The organism is Pseudomonas fluorescens, from assembly GCF_902497855.1.
In the GTDB taxonomy this organism is placed as follows: Bacteria; Pseudomonadota; Gammaproteobacteria; order Pseudomonadales; family Pseudomonadaceae; genus Aquipseudomonas; species Aquipseudomonas fluorescens_BI.
In genome coordinates this window covers 37926-59424 of sequence record NZ_CABVHU010000008.1, presented here as the reverse complement: position 1 = coordinate 59424, position 21499 = coordinate 37926, and the positions used below count along the sequence as shown (strand labels likewise).

General features: G+C 60.2%; 20 protein-coding genes and 1 pseudogene. 8 read left to right on the top strand and 13 right to left on the bottom strand.

From position 1 onward, the window contains the following. Position 1 precedes the first annotated feature (1 nt). The 3 genes from F8N96_RS17045 (at position 2) to tadA (ending at position 2390) form a co-directional block, all read left to right on the top strand. Complete coding sequence (locus F8N96_RS17045) at positions 2 to 295, top strand: PTS transporter subunit EIIB (RefSeq protein ID WP_150798778.1); 294 nt, start codon at positions 2 to 4, stop codon at positions 293 to 295. 221 nt (positions 296 to 516) lie between these two features. Then, positions 517 to 1893: a multicopper oxidase family protein gene (locus tag F8N96_RS17040; RefSeq protein ID WP_150798777.1), complete on the top strand. Its 1377-nt coding sequence runs from the start codon at positions 517 to 519 to the stop codon at positions 1891 to 1893. After that, positions 1893 to 2390: a tRNA adenosine(34) deaminase TadA gene (tadA, locus tag F8N96_RS17035; protein WP_150798776.1), complete on the top strand. Its 498-nt coding sequence runs from the start codon at positions 1893 to 1895 to the stop codon at positions 2388 to 2390. Before F8N96_RS17040 ends, tadA begins: the two co-directional genes overlap by 1 nt. Before the next feature lie 132 nt (positions 2391 to 2522). Here tadA and cmoB read toward each other — a convergent pair whose 3' ends face one another. The 11 genes from cmoB to F8N96_RS16975 form a co-directional block, all read right to left on the bottom strand. Continuing rightward, positions 2523 to 3479, bottom strand: coding sequence for a tRNA 5-methoxyuridine(34)/uridine 5-oxyacetic acid(34) synthase CmoB (cmoB, locus tag F8N96_RS17025; protein WP_150798774.1), 957 nt, complete (start codon positions 3477 to 3479; stop codon positions 2523 to 2525). Continuing rightward, positions 3476 to 4219, bottom strand: coding sequence for a carboxy-S-adenosyl-L-methionine synthase CmoA (gene cmoA, locus F8N96_RS17020; RefSeq protein ID WP_150798773.1), 744 nt, complete (start codon positions 4217 to 4219; stop codon positions 3476 to 3478). The genes cmoB and cmoA overlap by 4 nt, the downstream gene beginning before the upstream one ends. A gap of 37 nt (positions 4220 to 4256) precedes the next feature. Further along, the gene (locus F8N96_RS17015; protein WP_150798772.1) at positions 4257 to 4913 is read right to left on the bottom strand and encodes a lysoplasmalogenase; all 657 of its coding nucleotides are present in this window, start codon (positions 4911 to 4913) and stop codon (positions 4257 to 4259) included. A gap of 2 nt (positions 4914 to 4915) precedes the next feature. Then, the gene (locus tag F8N96_RS17010) at positions 4916 to 5308 is read right to left on the bottom strand and encodes a protease inhibitor I42 family protein (protein WP_150798771.1); all 393 of its coding nucleotides are present in this window, start codon (positions 5306 to 5308) and stop codon (positions 4916 to 4918) included. A gap of 444 nt (positions 5309 to 5752) precedes the next feature. Beyond that, positions 5753 to 6211, bottom strand: a complete 459-nt coding sequence (locus F8N96_RS17005) for a hypothetical protein (protein ID WP_150798770.1) — start codon at positions 6209 to 6211, stop codon at positions 5753 to 5755. A gap of 174 nt (positions 6212 to 6385) precedes the next feature. Beyond that, entirely contained in the window at positions 6386 to 8803 is a 2418-nt protein-coding gene (gene lon, locus F8N96_RS17000; protein ID WP_150798769.1) for an endopeptidase La, read from the bottom strand. Between the two features lie 125 nt (positions 8804 to 8928). After that, positions 8929 to 9930 (bottom strand): diphosphomevalonate decarboxylase, encoded by a 1002-nt coding sequence (gene mvaD, locus F8N96_RS16995; RefSeq protein ID WP_150798768.1) that lies wholly within the window; start codon positions 9928 to 9930, stop codon positions 8929 to 8931. Continuing rightward, the gene (locus F8N96_RS16990) at positions 9927 to 10970 is read right to left on the bottom strand and encodes a mevalonate kinase (protein WP_150798767.1); all 1044 of its coding nucleotides are present in this window, start codon (positions 10968 to 10970) and stop codon (positions 9927 to 9929) included. The genes mvaD and F8N96_RS16990 overlap by 4 nt, the downstream gene beginning before the upstream one ends. A 3-nt stretch (positions 10971 to 10973) precedes the next feature. Next, positions 10974 to 12200 carry a hydroxymethylglutaryl-CoA reductase gene (locus F8N96_RS16985; RefSeq protein ID WP_150798766.1) on the bottom strand — a complete coding sequence of 409 codons (1227 nt, stop codon included), beginning with the start codon at positions 12198 to 12200 and terminating at the stop codon, positions 10974 to 10976. A 333-nt stretch (positions 12201 to 12533) separates the two neighbouring features. Continuing rightward, complete coding sequence (locus tag F8N96_RS16980) at positions 12534 to 14945, bottom strand: glucose/quinate/shikimate family membrane-bound PQQ-dependent dehydrogenase (protein ID WP_150798765.1); 2412 nt, start codon at positions 14943 to 14945, stop codon at positions 12534 to 12536. A gap of 284 nt (positions 14946 to 15229) precedes the next feature. Next, the gene (locus F8N96_RS16975) at positions 15230 to 16612 is read right to left on the bottom strand and encodes a carbohydrate porin (RefSeq protein WP_150798764.1); all 1383 of its coding nucleotides are present in this window, start codon (positions 16610 to 16612) and stop codon (positions 15230 to 15232) included. Positions 16613 to 17015: 403 nt separating this feature from the next. On the opposite strand from F8N96_RS16975, the gene F8N96_RS16970 reads away from it, so the two are divergent. Together F8N96_RS16970 and F8N96_RS16965 are read left to right on the top strand one after the other, a co-directional pair. Beyond that, on the top strand, positions 17016 to 17246 hold the full coding sequence (locus tag F8N96_RS16970; protein WP_007944895.1) for a VF530 family DNA-binding protein: 231 nt from the start codon (positions 17016 to 17018) through the stop codon (positions 17244 to 17246). 2 nt (positions 17247 to 17248) lie between these two features. Continuing rightward, positions 17249 to 17890, top strand: a complete 642-nt coding sequence (locus F8N96_RS16965) for a Pr6Pr family membrane protein (RefSeq protein WP_150798763.1) — start codon at positions 17249 to 17251, stop codon at positions 17888 to 17890. Positions 17891 to 18007: 117 nt separating this feature from the next. Here F8N96_RS16965 and F8N96_RS16955 read toward each other — a convergent pair whose 3' ends face one another. Together F8N96_RS16955 and F8N96_RS16950 are read right to left on the bottom strand one after the other, a co-directional pair. Further along, positions 18008 to 18793, bottom strand: coding sequence for a siderophore-interacting protein (locus F8N96_RS16955; protein WP_150798762.1), 786 nt, complete (start codon positions 18791 to 18793; stop codon positions 18008 to 18010). Then, entirely contained in the window at positions 18790 to 19365 is a 576-nt protein-coding gene (locus F8N96_RS16950; protein WP_150798761.1) for a PadR family transcriptional regulator, read from the bottom strand. The genes F8N96_RS16955 and F8N96_RS16950 overlap by 4 nt, the downstream gene beginning before the upstream one ends. 500 nt (positions 19366 to 19865) lie before the next feature. Here F8N96_RS16950 and F8N96_RS16945 point away from each other — a divergent pair, with 500 nt between their 5' ends. From F8N96_RS16945 to F8N96_RS35690, 3 genes and pseudogenes are all read left to right on the top strand, one after another. Beyond that, a complete protein-coding gene (locus F8N96_RS16945) occupies positions 19866 to 20360 on the top strand; it encodes a CS1 type fimbrial major subunit (RefSeq protein WP_150798760.1) in 495 nt (164 codons plus the stop codon). Positions 20361 to 20471: 111 nt separating this feature from the next. Next, a pseudogene (locus tag F8N96_RS35425) lies at positions 20472 to 21155 on the top strand (pilus assembly protein PapC); the annotation flags it as partial. Then, positions 21132 to 21458 carry a CS1 type fimbrial major subunit gene (locus tag F8N96_RS35690; protein ID WP_412071815.1) on the top strand — a complete coding sequence of 109 codons (327 nt, stop codon included), beginning with the start codon at positions 21132 to 21134 and terminating at the stop codon, positions 21456 to 21458. The pseudogene F8N96_RS35425 and the gene F8N96_RS35690, both read left to right, overlap by 24 nt. The last annotated feature ends 41 nt before the right edge of the window (positions 21459 to 21499 follow it).

The following is a 21499-nucleotide window of genomic DNA, read 5'->3' as shown; positions in this document are numbered from 1 at the left end:
CATGTTCGAGAAAATGCAGCGGGCGTTCTGGAAGGCGTTGACCCCGGACCTGGTGGTGGATGAGCCGAAGGTGATTGCGCAACCGGTCGCCGGGTTGGCCGCGAACGTCGTGGCGGCGCTGGGCGGTGTGGATAACCTCAAGTCGCAGAAGGCCGTGGCGCTGACCCGGGTTCGGGTGGAGTTGCGGGATGTGGCGCGGGTGGATCGGCAGGCTTTGACGGCGGCGGGAGTGCCGGGCGTCATGCTGCTGGAGGATGGGGTGATGCATCTGATCACCGGCCTCACCGCGCACTGATCGTTCCCACGCTCCGCGTGGGAACGCAGCCCGTGACGCTCTGCGTCACTTGCGCGGTGGACGCGCAGCGTCCCTTGATGCATTCCCACGCGGAGCGTGGGAACGATCGATCTGGTGTGGCCATCCGCCGCGCCACCCTTACTGTTTCTCATCCGCAGGTGTATCGTATTCGCCTTTTACAGGCCCCGCGCCTGTCGCAGATACGTGAGGTAGTTGAGTTCATGTCCTTTACCCGTCGCCAAATCCTCGGTGGCCTGGCCGGTCTTGTTGTCGTTGGCGTCGGAGCGGGGGGCGCATCGCGGTACTGGCTGGGCAAAATGGCCGACGCCGACGCGGGCCACGACTATGAGCTGATCGCGGCACCGCTGGACGTCGAACTGGTGGCCGGGCACACAACCGAAGCCTGGGCATTCGGCCCGTCGGCGCCAGGCACCGAGTTGCGCGTGCGTCAGGGTGAATGGCTACGGGTGCGCTTTATCAACCACCTGCCGGTCGCGACCACCATTCACTGGCACGGCATCCGCCTGCCGCTGGAAATGGACGGCGTGCCCTATGTCTCGCAGCTTCCAGTGTTGCCGGGGGAATACTTCGACTACAAATTCCGCGTGCCCGACGCCGGCAGCTACTGGTATCACCCGCATGTGAACAGCAGCGAAGAACTCGGTCGCGGGCTGGTCGGTCCGCTGATCATCGAAGAGCGCGAGCCCACCGGTTTCAAGTACGAGAAGACCTTGAGCCTCAAGAGCTGGCACGTCGATGAAGCGGGCGCCTTTGTCGCGTTCAGCATTCCTCGCGAAGCGGCCCGCGGCGGTACGGCGGGGCGCCTGTCGACGATCAATGGCGTGTCGCAAGCGGTGATCGACTTGCCCGCGGGGCAGATCACTCGCGTGCGCCTGCTCAACCTCGACAATACCCTGACTTACCGCCTCAACATCCCTGGGGTTGAAGCGCAGATCTACGCGCTGGACGGCAACCCCATCGAGCCGAGGCCATTGGGCAAGGAGTACTGGCTCGGCCCTGGCATGCGCATTTGCCTGGCGATCAAGGCACCACCAGCCGGTGAAGAACTGTCCCTGCGCAATGGCCCGGTACGCCTGGGCACCTTGCGCTCCGTGGCGAACACCGATGCCCCGACTGCATGGCCACCGGCGCTGCCCGCCAACCCGGTGGCCGAGCCAGACCTGGCCAATGCGGAGAAACTCAACTTCAATTTCGAATGGGTGGGCTCGGTATCGGTGAACGTCGACAATGGCCGGCCGCCGAGCCTGTGGCAGATCAACGGCAAGGCCTGGGACATCACGGACAAGACCTGCGCCGACCGCCCGATCGCCAAGCTCGAGAAGGGCAAGAGCTACATTTTCGAATTGAAGAACATGACTCAGTACCAGCACCCGATTCATCTGCACGGCATGAGCTTTAAAGTCATCGCTTCGAACCGGCACAAGGTGATTCCGTACTTCACCGACACCTACCTGCTGGGCAAGAATGAACGCGCCCAGGTGGCGCTGGTGGCGGATAATCCGGGGGTGTGGATGTTCCATTGCCATGTGATCGACCACATGGAAACCGGCCTCATGGCCGCCATCGAGGTGGCGTGATGCGTCAGATTCGTCCCGTGGCGATCATCGATCGCAGCCGTGATCGTAATTTCATGCGTGAAGCCCTGGCGCTCGCCGCCCAAGGCGCAGCGCTGGGCGAAGTACCCGTGGGGGCGGTGCTGGTGCAGGACGGCGAGATCATCGGTCGCGGCTTCAACTGCCCGATCAGCGGCAACGATCCCAGCGCCCACGCCGAGATGGTCGCGATCCGCGCCGCCGCCCAGGCCGCGAGCAATTACCGTTTGCCCGGCAGCACGCTCTACGTGACGCTGGAACCGTGCAGCATGTGCGCCGGGTTGATCGTGCATTCGCGGATTGCGCGGGTGGTCTATGGGGCGCTGGAGCCCAAGGCGGGGATTGTGCAGAGCCAGGGGCAGTTTTTTACCCAGGGGTTTTTGAATCACCGGGTGTTGTTTGAAGGCGGGGTTTTGGCGGAGGAATGCGGAGCGGTGTTAAGCGAATTCTTCAAGGCCCGCCGCGCAAAACCCGCAGACTGAACACCAAACCCCTGAAGGAGCTGGCTTGCCAGCGAAGGCGGCATCACATTCAACAATGATGTTGACTGATCTACCGCTTTCGCTGGCAAGCCAGCTCCTACAGAGTGATCTCCATCGGTCAGGAGATTGGGGTTACTTGCGGGCGACAATCACCGCCCGCATCGGCGCCGGCAGCCCTTCAATCGTTTTGCGGTGGTCCTGCGGATCCAGGAAGTCGCTCAACGACTGATATTTCATCCACTCCGTCCCGCGCTGTTCCTCGACCGTGGTCACGCTGACATCCACGCACTTCACATCCGTGAACCCGGCACGGCGCAGCCAAAGCATCAGCGCCGGCACCGACGGCAGGAACCACACATTACGCATCTGCGCATACCGGTCTTCCGGTACCAGCACCTGCTGCTGATCACCCTCGATCACCAGCGTCTCGAGCACCAGTTCACCGCCCTTGACCAGGCAATCCTTCAGCGCCAGCAAGTGCTCGATCGGCGAGCGGCGGTGATAGAACACACCCATGGAAAACACCGTGTCGAAGCCTTCCAGGTTGGCCGGCAGATCCTCGAAGGGAAACGGCAGGTGCCAGGCGTTGGGCTCGGACAGGTAGCGCTGCACCGCCTGGAACTGGCAGAAGAACAGCCAGTTCGGATCGACGCCGATCACGCTGTCAGCCCCGGCACCCAGCATGCGCCACATGTAATAGCCGTTGCCGCAGCCGACATCGAGGATGCGTTTGCCCTTCAGGTTCAGATGGGGGGCGACCCGGGACCACTTCCAGTCAGAGCGCCATTCGGTGTCGACGTGCACGCCGAACAGATCGAACGGCCCCTTGCGCCACGGTGACAATCCCATCAGCGCGGTGCGCATTTGTGCGCGGGTCTCAACGTCGCAATCGGTGTCCAGCTTCAAGCCGTGCAGCAAGTCGACTTCGCTCGGCTGGATCTTCGGCAAGGCGTCCAGCGCGCTCTGCCAACGCTCCAGGTCGCCATGACCCTTTTCCATTTTCTTGTCGAGTTGCGCTTGCAGGGTGGTGGCCCAGTCGGCCAGCGGAGTACCGGCCAGTCGGCGGGCGAGGGGGGACAGATCAATCATGGCAAGGCAATCAACGAGGCAAAGTTAAGACACTGGAACCACGGCACGACTTTCGAGAACCCGGCCGCCAGCAGGCGCTCGCGGTGTTCTTCGAGGCTGTCGGGCTTCATGACGTTTTCGATGGCGCTGCGCTTCTGGGCGATTTCCAGTTCGCTGTAGCCGTTGGCGCGTTTGAAGGCCACATGCAACTCGGTGAGCAGCGCGTGCTCTTCGGGATCGTTGAAGCGCAGCTTTTCCGAAAGGATCAGCGCTCCTCCGGGCAGCAGTGACTGGCGGATACGCGCAAGCAACGCGGTGCGCTGGTCCGGGGCGATGAATTGCAGGGTGAAATTCAGCGCCACCACCGAGGCTGGCTGGAATTGCAGGGCGAGGATGTCGCCTTCGATCACGTCGACGGGCAGCAACTCCTGGAACATCGAGTCCTGGCCGTTGAGATACTCGCGGCAGCGTTCGACCATGGCCGCGGAGTTATCCACAGCGATCACCCGGCAGCCGTCGGTGCGCACATGGCGGCGCAAGGCCTGGGTCACGGCACCGAGGGACGAGCCCAGGTCGTAGAGCACGCTGTTGGGCTGAGCGAACTGCGCCGCGAGCACGCCGAGATTTTCAACGATGGTCGGATAACCCGGCACCGAGCGTTTGATCATGTCCGGGAACACCCGCACTACGTCCTCATTGAAGGCGAAGTCGGGCACCTGGGCCAAAGGCTGGGCGAAAAGGCGATCGGGTTCTTTGCTCACGGCGGTTCCAGCGGCTTGGGTGGAAAAGGCCGGCATTTTAGCCAAATTGACGGGGGGATGCGCGGGTTGTCTGATAAACCGCCGACGCCGTGATTCCCCACTGCCCCAGCCAATAGCTGAGGATAATCACATAAGGCGCCGCATGGAACGGCGCGACAAACCGATCGATGCCAATCACGCTGTCAGAAAACACAAACGCCACCGCGCCCGCCGCCGCCAGCAGCGCCGAGCGTTTGGGTACGTCGCTGCCAAGTCGGGCCAGCGCCCTCCAGAGCATTGCAGTGATGGCCAGGCCATAGACGATCACCGGGATCAGCAATGTCCCCAACCCGTGAGCAATCAGAACCCCCAGCAGTGCTGCACCGACAACCAGCGCCAGGATCAGCGGCAACGCCGCCAACCGCCGACAATCGCTCAAGTAAGCTTTCAGATATGCCAGGTGTGCCAGGAGAAACGCCCCGAGGCCGAACACAAACAAATCCCCGGGCCACGCCAGCAGCACATCGCCGAGCAGGGAGAACATCAATCCAAGGCTGATCCAGCGTCGATATTCGCCGGGCGGTGCATCGTGCAGCCAACCGAGCAAGGCCAATACCGGCAGAGGCTTCACCAACAGGCACAGCAAGGCGGCATGCACACTCAGGCCGTAGAGAAACGTCACTGCGCCCATCAACGCCAGAATCAGCCAGCCCACAATCAGTTAACCGAAATGGCGCAGTCGAAAGAATCCACTGGCAGTACTTCCGGCGCCCAAGGCTGCTGGGAGGTCAAACGCAAGCGTCCCGTGCCGGTGGCGAATGTCTGAAAGCGCCAGGTCGACACACCGGCAGCACCGACGACGCCCGCATCTTCCGGGTTCTGATACACCTCCGGCCCCAGTGCGCGCAACACGCCACCGGCGGAATCCTGGATCGCCCAGCGGTAACCCGTGGTCGGGTTGCTCGGCAGGATCACGATCAAATTTTGCCCACTGTGCAGTTGCACCGGGCATTCGCTTTGTTTCTCCACGGTCACGTTTTGGGCAGGTTGCGTGGCGCAAGCGGCCAGCAGGGCCAAGGCGAAAGGAACTAACAAGCGGGTAGGGGACATAAGTCAGCAGCTCCGGCGTTCACGACGAACGGCGAGCATAGCTTAAGATGATACAAAGTGTGACCAGAGCCTTGGAAGAGAATGCTGGCGGATCAGGCTCTGGTGTGGGGGAAACGGTAAGGCTGATAAGCATTTAGCCCGTAATGTCGAGCTCACCTTCAATCTTGAGGTTGGTTGCCAGCGCGGCTCGCGAAAACCATCTTGGAATTGAAGAATTCTTGATTATTTCTTTTGGCTTTGAAGTAGCCGGTAGCCTGTGGATGAATAGTCGGCTCTTGGTATTTTATAACGTGCCTGTAATTATTTTAAATTGTTTTGTTTTGAGAATGACGGCCGGCCGCCTGAGGGGGAACTCTTAATGCTGCCGGCTGTTTATACTTAAATGATTATAAATTTATCGTATTTTATGAGAGGGTTGTTTTAGTGGGCTCGAAAATAACCTTGTTAGTTGGTTGCGCAGAACGCAAACTCACCTTCGGCAACAAACTCACGATTGTGTTTGTCTTTGAATTTAGCGCCGAGCGTGCCGGAGTATTCTCGCTTGTCATCGGTCACGGTCAGGTTGATGACACCCTCAGACGCCCAGTAGCTGGTGTAAGGCGGAAGGAACTCTGTAAAAGCGATCTCGATCAATTGATCGGGCGAATTTAATGGGTAAGTGCCGGTTTCAATGTTTTTCGGCAGGTAAATATCAAAGGCGCGATCTTCCGGAGTGTTTTTTTCGCCGGCTTTGAAAATAGCCAGGATTTCCCGGGAACCGACGCTGATGTAAAACTCTTCAGAGTCGAATGGGCCGCGGTCCTGAACGTTGGCGCTCAAATAGTTTTTCTGGCAGCAACGATGGAGCTCTCTTTCGTCATTGATACAATGATCGACAAGGCTTCTTCGTAGTTGGATATTCATGGGGTTCATCTCTTTCAAGGATCGTTGGAGCCTTGAATCTACAGTCAATGATGAGTCCGGAATACTATTAGAATTAACAGGTTGTACGTAAGGATGTTTCAGTTTGCAGGATATTGTTCAAGTGTAAAAAAAGGCCAGGCAATAGCCTGGCTTCTTTAGTGTCCGGTTTACGGCTTAGAACAACACCTTCGCTACATCGGCAAAGCGCTTCGCAAAGTGCACGGTAATCCCTTCTTTCAGGTAATCCGGCAACTCTTCGAAACTTCCGCGGTTGGGCTCCGGCAGGATCAGTTCAAAGATCTTCTGCCGCCGCGCCGCAATCACCTTCTCGCGCACCCCGCCAATCGGCAGCACATGCCCGGTCAACGTCAGTTCGCCGGTCATGGCCACGCCTTTTTTCGGGGCCTGGTTGCGGGCCAGGGACAGCAGGGCGCTGGCCATGGTCACACCTGCGCTCGGGCCGTCTTTCGGGGTGGCGCCTTCAGGAACGTGGAGGTGGACGAAGGCTTCGTCGAAGAATTTCGGATCACCGCCAAACGACTTCAGGTTGGAGCTGACGTAGCTGTAGGCGATTTCCGCCGACTCCTTCATCACATCGCCCAGTTGCCCGGTGAGTTTGAAGCCACGGTTCAATGTGTGAATGCGCGTCGCCTCGATCGGCAGGGTCGCGCCGCCCATGCTGGTCCAGGCCAGGCCAGTGATGACGCCGGTGCCCGACAGGACCTGCTCGTTGCGGAACACCGGATGGCCGAGGGAAGCTTCGAGGTCTTTCGGCCCGAGCTTGATCACCGCTTTCGGCTCGTCGATCAGTTTGACCACGGCCTTGCGCACCAGCTTGCCCAGTTGTTTTTCCAACTGGCGCACCCCGGCTTCACGGGCGTAGCCATCGATCAAGGCTTTCAACGCACTGTCGCTGATGGCCAGGCTGCCTTTGGACACACCGGCTTTTTCAAGCTGCTTGGGCCACAGGTGACGCTTGGCGATGGCGATTTTTTCTTCGGTGATATAGCCCGACAGGCGGATCACTTCCATCCGGTCCAGCAACGGGCCCGGGATCGAATCCAGGGTGTTGGCGGTGCAGATGAACAGCACTTTCGACAGGTCCAGGCGCAAGTCCAGGTAGTGGTCGAGGAATTCGACGTTCTGTTCCGGGTCCAGGGTTTCCAGCAGCGCCGAGGCCGGGTCGCCCTGATAGCTCTGGCCCATCTTGTCGATCTCGTCGAGCATGATCACCGGGTTCATCACTTCGACGTCTTTCAGCGCATGGACGAGTTTGCCCGGCTGCGCACCGATGTAGGTGCGGCGATGGCCCTTGATCTCGGCTTCGTCGCGCATGCCGCCGAGGCTGAAGCGATAGAACGGCCGGCCCAGGGACTCGGCGATGGATTTGCCGACGCTGGTCTTGCCGACGCCCGGTGGGCCCACCAGCAGCACGATGGAACCGCTGATCGCGCCCTTATAGGCACCGACCGCGAGGAATTCGAGAATACGGTCCTTGATGTCGTCAAGGCCGGCGTGGTGTTTGTCCAGCACCTTGCGCGCGTGCTTGAGGTCGAGTTTGTCCTCGCCGTACACGCCCCACGGCACCGAAGTCGCCCAGTCGAGGTAGTTGCGGGTTACTGCGTACTCCGGCGAACCGGTCTCGAGGATCGACAGCTTGGTCATTTCCTCGTCGATGCGTTTTTGCGCCTGGGCCGACAATACCTTGCCTTCCAGGCGCTGCTCGAACTGCTCGATGTCGGCGCTGCGGTCGTCCTTGGTCAGCCCCAGTTCTTGCTGAATGACCTTCAATTGCTCCTTGAGGAAGAATTCGCGCTGATGCTCGCCGATCTTGCGGTTAACCTCGGCGGAAATCTCTTTCTGCAGGCGCGCGACCTCGACTTCCTTGCGCAGCATCGGCAGGACTTTCTCCATGCGCTTGAGCATCGGCACGCAGTCGAGCACTTCTTGCAGCTCGCTGCCGGTGGCCGAGGTGAGCGCGGCGGCGAAGTCGGTCAGCGGTGACGGGTCGTTGGGGCTGAAGCGGTTGAGGTAGTTCTTCAGCTCTTCGCTGTACAGCGGGTTGAGCGGCAGCAGCTCCTTGATCGCATTGATCAGCGCCATGCCGTAGGCCTTGACCTCGTCGGTCGGGTCGGTGGGCTGGTGCGGGTATTCGACTTCCACCAGATACGGCGGGCGATGGTGCTTGAGCCAGGTCTTGAGACGTACGCGAGTCAGGCCCTGGGCGACGAACTGCAATTTGCCGTTTTCGCGACTGGCGTGGTGCACCTTGACCAGCGTGCCGTAGAGCGGCAGGGCCGAGGTGTCGAAATGGCGCGGATCTTCCTGGGGCGTGTCCATGTAGAACAGGGCCAGGCAGTGGTGATCGGATTTGCTCACCAGATCCAGGGTTTCAGCCCAGGGTTCTTCATTGACGATGACCGGCAGTACCTGGGCCGGGAAGAACGGGCGGTTGTGGATCGGGATGATGTAGACCTTGTCCGGCAGGTTCTGGCCTGGCAGGGCGAGGCCTTTGCCGGTGGAATGATGCTCAACGTTCTCCGGGTCGGCGTATTCGCTGGGGTCTTCAGGGAATTCTTGCTGGTCGCTCATGGGGCACCTGCGCAATTGGGTATGGGTGTTAGATGGGGCAGGTGGAGGGTGGTTTCAATGGCAGGAGGCATTTCGTGCGCTGTGTTCAGGGTTTGGACAGGTCGTCAATCGTCGGTGTGGCGGGTTCAAAACAGATGGCGCGCCAACTGTCTCGGACCATCGCCTGCCTGATCGAAGATCCATTGCTCTACCCCCGGCAATTTTCGTAACGCCGTGTACACAGCCGAGACATCTTGCGACGTGCACAGCACATGCACGTTGGGGCCGGCATCCACCGTCGAGCACACTTGCAGACCGTCGCGCCGCAGTTGTCGAACCCGCGCCAGAATCTCCAGCGTCGCCGGTTGCCAGTAAAAGATCGCGGGTTGTGAAGTCATGGCGATCATGTGCATTTCCACGGCTTCGCGCTCCACGGTATCGGCCAGTGTGTCGAAGTCGCGGTTCAGGATGGCTTCGCGCAGGGTGTTCAGCCGTTCGGACAACAGGCTCAGCCGAGCCGGATAAAAGGGGCTGCTGGCGGCGAGGCGATGGCCTTGTCGGGAGCTGATGTTTTTGTGCCCGGCATCGACGACAGCGATCAAGTCATGCAGGGGCCAGTGCTGCGCGGGAGCGAATTGTTCCGCGGGGCATTGCGGTTGGCCAGGATGGCCAGGCCACTGCACGAACCCGCCAATGACCGAGCGCGCTGCCGAGCCGGAGCCGGACAAACGTGCCAGTTGGCTGAGGTCGGGACTGTTGAGAGATTGCCCACAGCGCAACGCGAACGCCAGTGCCAGCGCACTGAATCCTAAGGCCGATGAGGCAATGCCCGCACCGGTCGGGAAGCTGTTGACGGTTGCAATGCGCAACGGCTGCCAATCGTCGAAGTGCTGACGCAATTGCTGTAGATGCTGTTCAATCCCGAGGCGCATGGACGCTTGAGCGGGTATCAGTGAACCGTTGGCTGTTTTCCACAAAATCTCATCGCTCGTGCCGCTCGTTTGCGGCGATAACGTGCAATGGCTGACGCACTGGTTCAGGGTCATGGAGAGAGAGGCATTGTTGGGCAAAGTCCGTTGCGCATCGCTCATGCCCCAGTATTTGATCAGCGCAATATTGCTGGGCGAGGACACGCTCACTTTATTCATTTTTCGCTGACCTCCAGACCATTGACGGCCAGTGGCGCGTTGATTCTGCGAAATTGCGCCAGTTCCGGCAGCGCCGGTGCGCCGATCACCAAGAGCGCGCCCGCCTGGTCGCCGGAGAGCGCGCCGGCGCCGCAGATTTTTGCGGCACCGCCGACCCTTTCGATGGCCCGGATGACCTTGGCAATCTTCTGCGGCACCACGCCAAGGCTCTCCAGCGCATGTTCATAGTCGCGTAGCAAGTGTTTGAGGGTTTCGGGCATCAGGACGGGCCGTTGCAACAGGCTTCGAAAGCGTTCGGCACTGTGGCGCATGCTTTCCAGTAGCGGATTGTCTGGGCCTTCGAGCCGGTAGCGGGTGGCGGCGATCACCTGTCCCGTACTCTCGCGAGCGGCACCGGTGTCGTAGAGCTCAACGTCGCGCAATTGCAGCCACGCCGCACTTTTGGGCCAGGAAATCAGCTTGAAACTGCCATTCGCCATGGGGCGCCGTTCGACGGTCGAACCCAGGAGGCTGGTGTTGTGATCAATCCCCGACGGTTGGCCGTGTTGGTAGCGTTCGATACTCATCGCCAGCGGCTCCAGCGGGTGTTGTTGCGGTTTCAGGTTGAAGAAACGCAGAAGCGCCGCAGCCAGGCTGACGGCCAATGCCCCCGAACTGCCGAATCCGGCATTGGCGGGAATACTCGATTCCACTCGAAGAGAAAAGCCTCGCCAGTCTTCAGGCGCCAGCCTGAGCAGGATTTCGCCGATGGCGCATTTGATCAGACGGTCGGCGTCGGTGCCCGCCTGATAGGCAAAACTCTGTGCGGACGATTGGCGCACGCGCCCCACGTAGTCGAGCAGGGTTTGAATGGTGTAACACCGATGAAGGTTGAGGTCGGGCAACTGCAGCTCTATCCGCCCGTCCTCACGCGGTCGCACGTTGATAGTGCAATACAGGCCCAGCGCAGTGGCAATGGCAGGGCATCCGTGCAGCACGGCGTGCTCGCCCATCAGGATTATCTTGCCGGGCGCGCGCGCCTGGATGGTCATCGATGTCATTGTTCAGCGGCCCAGCTGCACATGGGCCTGGACCAGATGATGAGACGCCTGGGCAGCCATGATCGACAGTTCCCCGGCCAACACCAGCGCGCCGAGTATTTCGGCCAGGCGCAAGGTGTCGACGCCGGGCGCCCTGGTCCCCGGGACAATCCCCATCAACGCCAGCGCTTCTCGTTGAGTACCGAGGCCGGTGCCGCCCCCGACGGTGCCCAGGGGCGTATCCGGCAACAGGATTGACGCATACAGGGCCCCATTTCCCCTGTCTTCAATGCAGGTTATTCCGATGGCGCTTTCCGCCACTTGAGCGACGTCTTGTCCGGTGGCGATAAAAAAGGCTGCAAGAATATTCGCGTGATGGGCGTTACAGCCAATGGCGCCCGCCATGGCCGAACCGAGCAAGTTCTTGCGGTACTGGACCTCACACAGCGATGCGGCATCGGTTTTCAGGATGTCGCGCACGATGTCGGCGCTCAGGCAGGCTTCGGCATAAATGCGTTTGCCCCGACCATTGAGGAAGTTGACCATGGCGGGTTTTTTGTCGGTGCAGTAATTGCCCGAGATGCTGATGCAGGGTACGCCCGTTGCGGGGCTGATCAGTTCAGTGATGGCTCTGTCGCACGCGATGCTCGCCATATTCATGCCCATTGCATCGACACTGTTGAAGCGAAAACGCAGGTAGATCGTGCAGCCAACCGTAGCCGGTGTGATGTCCTGCAACGTCAGGTGGTGGCTGTCCCGCTCGCACAGTTGTTTGATCTCGTCGAAGTGGGTGTGTACCCACGTCAGGAAAGCCTGGGTCTGGATGATGCCGGTGGAGCGAAACACCGGTGCTCGAGTAATCCCCACATCGTCGACCCGGACCACCGCACCGCCGGCAGCACGCAACGCGCTGCATCCCCTGGAAACACTGGCGATCAACGCGCCTTCGGTGGTGGCAAGCGGTGCAAAAACCGGTTCTCGAGCGGTGATGGCCCGGCCATTGACCAGCAGGGGGCCGGCGACCCCCACGGGAATCTGAATGGCACCGATAAAGTTCTCGCACTTGGCGGACTGCGGATCGAAGGTGTAGTCACCGATCGTGCCGAGCGGCGATCCAGTGATACGTTGCAAAGCCTCACGCCGCACGCGAGAGGCTTCCTTGCGTGACAACGTCGCAGGCAACTGGTGCAAGCCGATCTCACCCTTGACCAACGCCTCTGTCCAGTGAGTGCGAAATTGGGTGTGGGGCATGGCAGGCTCCAAAAGATCAGCGGGTGCGAACGGGTGTGCGCTTGCTATGGATCTTCCTTGGGGGCGCAAAGGACAGCTACTGTCATTGTTGCCAGTTTTTTAGATCGATTGGTTATTGAGCGCTTATTGCGGTGGATCAATTTGATCCAACACCCGATTTGCCGAGCCTGCTCGCGAAGGCTGTTTAACATTCAATATTGATGTTGATTGGCACACCGCCTTCGCTGGCAAGCCAGCTCCTACAGGGGATGTGTGGTGTGGCGGGAAAACCAGCATTCACAAAAAAGGCGACCCCTTCACAGGAGTCGCCTTTGATTTGACTGCCGTTAAAACTTACTCGGACAGTTTGTACGCAATCACATAGTCACCCTGCCTGGTGCCCAGCGACCCGTGACCGCCGGCAACCACTAGCACATATTGCTTGCCGTCCTTGCCGGTGTAGGTCATCGGCGTGGTTTGCGCGCCGGCTGGCAGGCGGCCTTCCCACAGTTGCTTGCCGTTTTTCACGTCGTAAGCCCGCAGGTACTGGTCAAGCGTACCGCTGAGGAAGCCCACGCCACCGGCGGTGGTGAAAGTGCCGCCCAGGCTTGGCACGCCCATGCTCAGCGGGATCGGAACCGGCGAGCTGTCGCGCACGGTGCCGTTCTTGTGCTTCCAGAGCGTTTTGTGGGTGGTCAGGTCGATCGCGGCCACGTAACCCCATGCCGGCGCCTGGCACGGCAGGCCCATGGGCGACAGCAGTGCTTCGAGGACCACGCCGTATGGCGCGCCTTTGTTCGGCTGCACGCCTTCGGTTTCGCTTTTGCGCGGGCCTTGGGCGGCGATTTCCGATGCCGGGATCATTTTCGATTTGAACGCCATGTAGCTCGGGTTCACGAAAGCGATCTGGCGCACCGGGTCAACCGCGATGCCGCCCCAGTCGAACACGCCGAAGTTGCCTGGGTACACGATCGAACCTTGCAGCGATGGCGGGGTGAACGGGCCGTCGTAGCGCATGGACTTGAAGTCGATCCGGCAGATCAGCTGGTCGAACGGGGTGACGCCCCACATGTCGCGCTCTTGCAGCGGCGGCGGCATCAGGTTCAGCTCGGATTTCGGCTGGGTCGGCGATGTGCGATCACCTTCGACAGCGCCCTGCGGCACCGGCACTTCGTGGATTGGCACGATGGGTTCGCCGTTGCTGCGGTCCAGCACGTAGATGCTGCCTTGCTTGGTGGACGCCAGGACTGCCGGCTTCACGCCGTCGGCGGTTTTCAGGTCCATCAGCGTTGGCTGGCCACCGACGTCCATGTCCCACAGGTCATGGTGGGTGAACTGCATGTGCCAGCGCACCTGGCCGGTCGCGATGTCGAGGGCGGTCAGGCCCGCGGCATGCAGTTCCGATTCAGGGGTACGATCGCCACCAAACTGATCCGGGGTCTGGTTGCCCATCGGCAGGTAGAGCATGCCGAGCTTTTCGTCGACGGCGAACATGGACCACATGTTCGGTGAGTTGCGGGTGTAGACCTCGTCTGCAGCGATAGGGGTGGTGTCGTCCGGGTTGCCGCTGTCCCAGTTCCACACCAGCTTGCCGGTGTGCACGTCGAACGCGCGGATCACGCCGCTGGGCTCGTCGGTGGAGACGTTGTCGGTGACGTGGCCGCCAATCACCACCAGGTCCTTGGTAACCGCCGGTGGGGAGGTGGAGTAGTAACCGCCGGCGGTGAAGCCGCCGATGTTGGCGCGCAGGTCGACCTGGCCTTTGTCACCGAAGTCTTCGCACATCTTGCCGGTGTCGGCGTCGAGGGCGATCAGGCGCGTATCGGCGGTCGGCAGGAAGATGCGACGTGGGCAGACGGTGCTGACGGGCGTGGTGCTGGCAGTGCCGGTCGGGCTCTGTTCGGAGGCATAGACGGCGTCATCGTGATAGGTCACGCCGCGGCAGGTCATGTGCGCCCAACCCTTGAAGTTCTCCGCGTTCTGGGTGGAGAGCTTCGGATCGAAACGCCAGATTTCCTTGCCGGTGTCCGGGTCCAGGGCGATCACCTGGCTGTGCGGCGTGCACACGTAGAGCATGCCGTTGACTTTCAGCGGGGTGTTTTCGGCGGTGGTTTCACCCGGGTCGTTCGGGCCTGGCAGGTCGCCGGTGCGGTAGGTCCAGGCCGGCACCAGTTTGTTCACGTTCTGCGGGGTGATCTGGGCCAGGGGCGAGTAACGATCGCCGTGGGCGCTGCGGCCGTAGGAGTTCCAGTCGCCGTCCGGCATGGCCGGGGCGGTGTTGGTCATGCCCGGCACGCTGTCGCGGTCCAGTTGGCCTTTGATTTCCCCGGGGTTGGTGAACTGGCTGGCCAATGCAGTAGCACCTGCGAGCACCACGGCCACACTCAGGGCGCCGGTGCCCATCGGCGCGGCGCCTGCGCGCAACAGCGGACGACGGAACCATGGCAGCAGCATGACGATGCCCAGCGCAAACAGCATGGCCAGGCGCGGCACCAGTTGCCACCAGTCGAGGCCGACTTCCCACAGGGCCCAGACGGTGCTGGCGAACAGCACCAGTGCATACAGGCCAAGCGCAGAGCGGCGCGCGGCAATCAGCAGCACGCCGGTGAGTGCCAGGCCGATGCCGGCCAGCAAGTAATACAGCGAGCCGCCGAGCAGGCTCAGCTTGATCCCCCCGGCCAGCATGGCCAGGCCCATTAGCAGAAGCAGGATGCCGAGCAGGCTCGGCAGCAGACGGCTTCGACTCAAAGCACCATCAGTGCTCATAGTGTGGTTCTCCGTGACGTTTTAAGAAGTCCCGCGCAAGTTCACTGTAGATGACGATCCTGTGCGGGCAGGGTTCATACAAATATGCTTCGGTTGAATGCGGCCCCCTGTAGGAGCTGGCTTGCCAGCGAAAGCGGTGGGTCAGTTGACATCTGTGCTGGCTGACAGGCCGCCTTCGCTGGCAAGCCAGCTCCTACAGGGGTTGCGGTGGGTCAGTTGACATCTGTGCTGGCTGACCCACCGTTTTCGCTGGCAAGCCAGCTCCTACAGGGGTTTTGTGTGGATCAAAAGGACGACTGGATCTTGATCCCGCCAATCAGCGCGTCATCGACCCGGTCCACGCCACCGGGGTGGCGGATGTATTGCAGGTTCGGGCGCACGGTCAGCCAGTTCGTGACGTGCACGCCGTAATAGAGTTCGGCGCTGTATTCGGTGTCTTGCGGTGGCAGGAACGCCGGGTCGTTGTAATCAGATACCGCACGCGCCTGGTTGGTCGCCTCGGCGTTCTTGCGGTAGGCCGGGTTGACGTGGACGCGGGCCAGGGCGAAACCGATATCGTCCCGGGCGCGGGCATCGAACAAGCCTTTGTAGACGACGCCAGCCTGGACATAGTTGTCGATGGCGTTGGTCTTCTTGTCGTGCATCGTGCCGATGGCGAACACGCTCAAGCCGCGGGAATGGTCGCTGGCGCGGCTGGTCAGTTGCTGTTGCACACCGAGCCACACCCCGTGCTTGCTGGATGCGCTGCGGTAGGCCTCGCCGCTCAGGGCGGCCGGCTGGCCATTGCTGTCCTTGTAGGCATCAGTGGCGTCGGCGTTGCTGTAGTAGTAACCGGCGCGGTATTCGCCCGGCAGGCCGTTGAGTTTCGGCGACCACACCAGTTCCACCGGCAGGATCGCGCCCTGGGTGCCGCTGCCGCTGAGCTTGAATCCATTATCGCGATCAAGGTTCGACGGGTTTTGCTCGTAAGCGCCGATCTGCGCGTAAAGCTCGGGTGTAAGGTGATATTTGACCCGCATCGCCCACTGGCTGACCGGCCAGTTGTACCAGATGCCCCCGACCCAGTTGCCGACCTGGGAGCCGCAGAACGCCAGGTTCTGGAAGTCGCAGGGAAAGCTGTTGAAGTCCTCGCCTTCGCCGAAACGGCCGACCTTGATGTCGAGTTTCTGGTCGAAGAATTTTTGCTGATACCACATCTGCGTCAAGCGCCAGGTCTGGCCACGACCCCAGACTTCCTGGGCCGAAGTGAAGCCGCCGACACGTGGATCATTGATCCGGTCGTTGCTGATGTTGTTGCCGCTGCGCTCGGTGATGGTCAGCTGGAATTCGGCGTCGTCCCACCCGAGGATCTTCTGCAGGTCCAGATGGGTGCCGAAGCCGAACTGATCGCTGTAGCGGGCGGTGCGATCGTGGTCGTAGCCGCCGTGCAGATTGCTGCCCATTTCACCGGTGTAATCGACTTTGAAGTCGTAACCTTTTTCCGACAGCTCGGTACGCGTGCCATTCCAGTCGCCGAGCATCCACGGCGAATCACTGTCGAACGCCGGGGCAGCCTGAACACAGGTGGCGAGGCTCAAGGCGGCGAAACCGCCTACCACGTTCATGGCTTTTCGGCTGGCAACAGTCGTGCAGACAGCGCTGTCTCGCGAGGATTGAAAATAAGGCATGAGAAGGAATTCTTGATCTTTTTCTAGGGATGAACTGGAAGCAACAGGAATGGAACAGGAAGCGGAAGCGTTTCAGCTTGGCGGGTGTAAGGATAATGTCCTGTTACAAATAGAGAAAGGGCTTTTACTGACATGCAGCTTTTCGGAATTGGTAACAGTCGGCGGATACACTAATCCCATATCCACTGAAGATCCCCTGTAGGAGCTGGCTTGCCAGCGAAAGCGGTGTGTCAGTTGACATTTGCGCTGCTGACACACCGCCTTCGCTGCGGTGCGGCGATCCGACAAGCCAGCTCCTACAGGTTCACCTACATTTATGAGATAGCGCACAGATCGCTTTCCCCCAACGAAGCCCTCGGCTAATGTGCGCGGCTTCCAATTCCTACTCGCTCGAAGGCCTGGCATGACCGAACAGAACAACAACCCGCTGCACGGCGTGACGCTGGAGCAGATTCTCAATGCCCTGGTTGAGCACTACGAATGGTCGGGGCTGGCCGAGCGCATCGATATCCGCTGCTTCAAGAGCGACCCGAGCATTAAATCGAGCCTGACCTTTTTGCGCAAAACCCCGTGGGCGCGGGAGAAGGTCGAACGCTTGTATGTGAAGTTGATGCGCACCAAGCGCCCGGTCTGAGCATGCTCGAACCCTCCGTTGCGCGACGTCGTTTCGTTGCCGTGGCGGCCTTCCTCGGCTGGGCGGGATTGAGCATTCAGCTGTATCTGATTTTTTACCTGCGCTGGAGCATTGAAGCCAGCCTTCTGGGCGGGTTGGTGAGTTTTTTCAGCTATTTCACGGTGCTGACCAACACGCTGGTGGCCACTGTGCTGACGTGTGAGCTGACGCCCCGCGAGTCGGCGGCGCGACGCTGGTTTTTGCAGCCGGGGGTGAGCAGCGGCATAGCGGTGAGCATGGCTTTGGTGGGGCTGGCCTACAGCCTGTTGTTGCGCCATTTATGGCACCCCGAAGGCTGGCAGTTCCTCGCTGACGAGTTGATGCATGATGTGATGCCGCTGCTGTTTCTGGGCTGGTGGTGGTGCTGTGTGCCCAAGGGCACCTTGCGGCTGGGGCACATCGCGCTGTGGCTGATCTATCCGCTGGTGTACTTCGCTTATGCGTTGCTGCGTGGGCATCTGCTGGCCGCTTATCCGTATCCGTTCATCAATGTCGACAAGCTGGGTTATCCACAGGTGTTCATCAATGCGGGGGGATTGCTGGTGGGATTTGTGGGGATTGGCGTGCTGGTGATTGGCCTGGATAGGTGGCGGCGTAATTCCTGAATCACCTCGGGACCCTGTAGGAGCCGGCTTGCCGGCGAAAGCGGTGGGTCAGCCAACCCATGTATCGACTGACACACCGCTTTCGCTGGCAAGCCAGCTCCTACAGGGGGGGCGGGTTTATTCTTCGGGGGTGTCGTCCAGCCGCCAATAGCCGACCGCCTTGACGAACTGCTCGTCCAGCCCATGCTCATCCAGCAGCACCCGGCGAATCTGCCGCGACACTTTGGTTTCGGTCGCCACCCAGGCGTACAGATTGCCACTGGGTACTTGCAGTTCTTTCACCGTGGTCAGCAGGTTATTCCGGCCGCCTTCGCGCAAGACCCAGATCACATTGACCTGCGCTGCGCTTTCGAGCCGTTGTTGCTCGGCGCCGTTCTCCACTTCCACTATGACCAATGCCTGGCGATTGGCCGCCAACCCTTCCAGACGACGGGCAATGGCGGGCAGGGCGGTTTCGTCGCCGATCAGCAGGTAGCTGTCGAACATATCCGGCACGACCATCGAGCCCCGTGGCCCGCCGATGTGCAGGAACTGACCGGGCCTGGCCTGTTCGGCCCAGGTCGCGGCCGGACCGTCACCGTGCAGCACGAAGTCGATGTCCAGCTCCAGCGTGTCAAGGTCGTAGCGCCGCGGGGTGTAGTCGCGCATCGCTGGCATCGGTCCATTGTCTTTGCCGGCGCCAATGACCAGGGTTTCCAGCGTCGCCTGCTCCGCTGCGTTCTGTGGAAAAAACAGTTTGACGTGATCGTCCGTGCCGAGGCTGACGAAACCTGCCAACTCAGGGCCGCCCAAGGTAATCCGGCGCATCCTCGGGGTCAGGTCGACCACCCGCACTACTTCCAGGCGACGACGTTTGATTTCATGCATGACGCGGTGAATGGTGTGCGCGATCACTTCAGTCATTCGCTTTTCTCCGATGCGGTGACAACGGCGGGGCCGTCGACGATGGCTTTGGCGGTGTCATTGAGCAAGGCGGCCACCCGGCGGATTTCTTCCGCGCTCCAGCGCCCGTGATGGAGTTGCAGGGCATGCCGCAAGTTATGCACGGCTTCGTGGATCTCGGCCGGGCGGTCATAGCCGCGCAATGAGCGTTTGCTGACGTCAATGCGCGTGCGTACGCCCTCCAGGGCAATGGCTTGCTCCTCCAGGGAATCGCGACCGGCGTTGGTCACGCGGTAGCATTTTTTCCCGCCCTCGGCGTCGCCCTGAATCATTTCGCTTTCTTCCAGAAAGGTCAGGGTCGGGTAGATCACACCGGGGCTGGGGCTGTAGGCGCCGTCGAACATGCCCTCGATCTGGCGGATCAGGTCATAGCCGTGACACGGCTGTTCGGTAATCAGCGCCAGCAGCAGCAATTTCAGGTCGCCGGGGGCAAAGACTCGCGGGCCGCGTCCACCGCGTTCGCGGCCCGGGCGTTTCTCAAAGCCGTCGCGGCCGTCACCGTGTTCACGGTGGGGGGAATGATGGTCTCTCATTTTTCCTTCTCTCTGTCGTGTTTAGATACAGCGTAAGATATATCTTAATGAGGCGGAAGAGGTTTTTGAGAAAACGCCGACGTCAGCTGACCAGCGGCGCTGCACCCGGCGAGGGAAATTGGAAAGGGCCAGCAGGATATTTCGCACGGACGGAATTTTTCTGGAAGTTGAAGCTATTACTCTAATAGGTTTAGAGTTAGTATTCTAAAAGTCTTCAAGTTACCGGGTTATATAGTGCAAACTGCTGTATGGTTTTTTCAGTAAAACTGTCTGTAGGTCGCAACTTACAGTCATCTTTTAGTATTTGGTTTTTTTGTATCTTTTTCCTTCCGGTTGTGGGGCGGTTGAACTACGCGTTCATCGGAAGTTGCCTGCTTACTTTCCGGATCAGGAAGCCGAAGATGCACCGGCGTTGAAAGTTGAAATAAAGCGGCCCGACAAGAGACGGCAAGTTTCAACTTTCAATGAACCGATCCCACTAAAAAAACAGGTACTCAACAATGTTCAAGAAATTCGCAATCGCTGCTCCTCTGGCTCTTCTGGCACTGGGTTCGTCCGGGGCATTTGCTGCCGGTGAAGCGGCTCACTCGATCAGCGTCATTGCTCACGTGCCGACCAACGGTTTCTACGTAGTGCCTACCGATCCTGATCTCGTCAACAAGGATCAGGACATGAGCTTCCGCCCGAGCACCGGCAAAATGGGTGAGGTCAATGGTTTCTTCGATATCCGTAACAACAACGGTTCGGTACATGCCAGCGTGGACAGCACGCCAAAACTGATCTCTGGCGCAAGTTCGGCCGATCTGAAGGTCACCCTCAATAACGTTGAACTGTCGACCACTCCGCAACCGGTTGTGGGCGAGGCTGAGTCCGATGTCAACTTCCGTGCGGCGCTGAACATTGCTCTCAAAGACGCCACCATTCCTGCTCCGGGCGATTACACCGGTGTTGTCGCCATGACCTTCGACGCCGTTCCTCCGGTCGCTACTCCTTGATCTGGCAATCAGTCAACTAACGCTGACATTGCACGTCGCGTTACCCGAGGGGGCAAACAGCAATGTTTGTCCCGTCGGACTTCAACTTGTTCGTAATCAGAGTAAGAGTTCATGTTCCCGATGACATCCATCGCGGCGGCGCTGGCGCTGTTGTTTTGTGCCAGTGCAATCGCAGCGCCTGTTTCTTCTGCCGGAACGACTCCGCGAAGTCTGTTGGCTCAGGCTAAGGGACTGCCGGCGGATTTCGAAGAGCATTTCTTTGATGTGCCTCTGGCTGTTCGGGTGGAGCTCGATCAACAGCCCCTGGGAGAGGCGATGGTAGTGCTGTCTCGTGACGATCGCATTACCCTGCTCGAATTTACCGACACCAGCGACAACCGCTTCGGCCCGGTCGAGCGGGAAAAGTGGGCGAGTTACCTCAAGCCAGGTGTGCCGCTGGGCAATTGCACCGGTGCGTGTCCGGATCAGGTGCTGGCGGTGCATTACAACCTGGAAAACTCGCTGGTATCGATCCTCACCGAAAACGCTGAACGCGATGTGGCAACCAAGCGTTACTTTGATCAGCCCGCAGGCGGCAGCAGCGGTTTGATGGTTCGTAACCAGCTCAATCTCAACGGCGGCCAGGATCAGGACCTTGGCGGGCGCTATGGCCTTGAAGCCAGCGCGAGCCTGGGCAACTGGAGCCAGACGTTCAACATGCAACTGGCCCGCCTCGGCGGTCCCGATGACAAGCTTTATCACGCAATCCATGAGCTGTACACCCAGCGCGAACTGCAAGGCAGTTTCCTGCGCCTGAGCAGCGTGCGCAAGCACTTTGATGTGCGCCATGACAGCAGTGCGATTGAAGCGCGCCTGGAGGCGGCACCGTTCCTGTCCAACGGCAGGCCCGGCGACGATATCGCGCTGCGGGTCAGTTTCAACGGGGTGGAGTTGAGCCCGGACATTACTCCGCGGCAAGTGGTGTCGGCGGCCGACGCGATGACGGGCTCGCGGGTGTTGCTGCAGATCGATCCGGTGAAACCTGAGGGGGGGTACAAGCCGGGGGACTACAGCGGCAACGTGTTGATGCTGTTCAGCGCCAAGGCACCGGGGGAATGAAATCGTGAACAAGCGTCCAGAACCTGTTTCGGGGTTTCAAG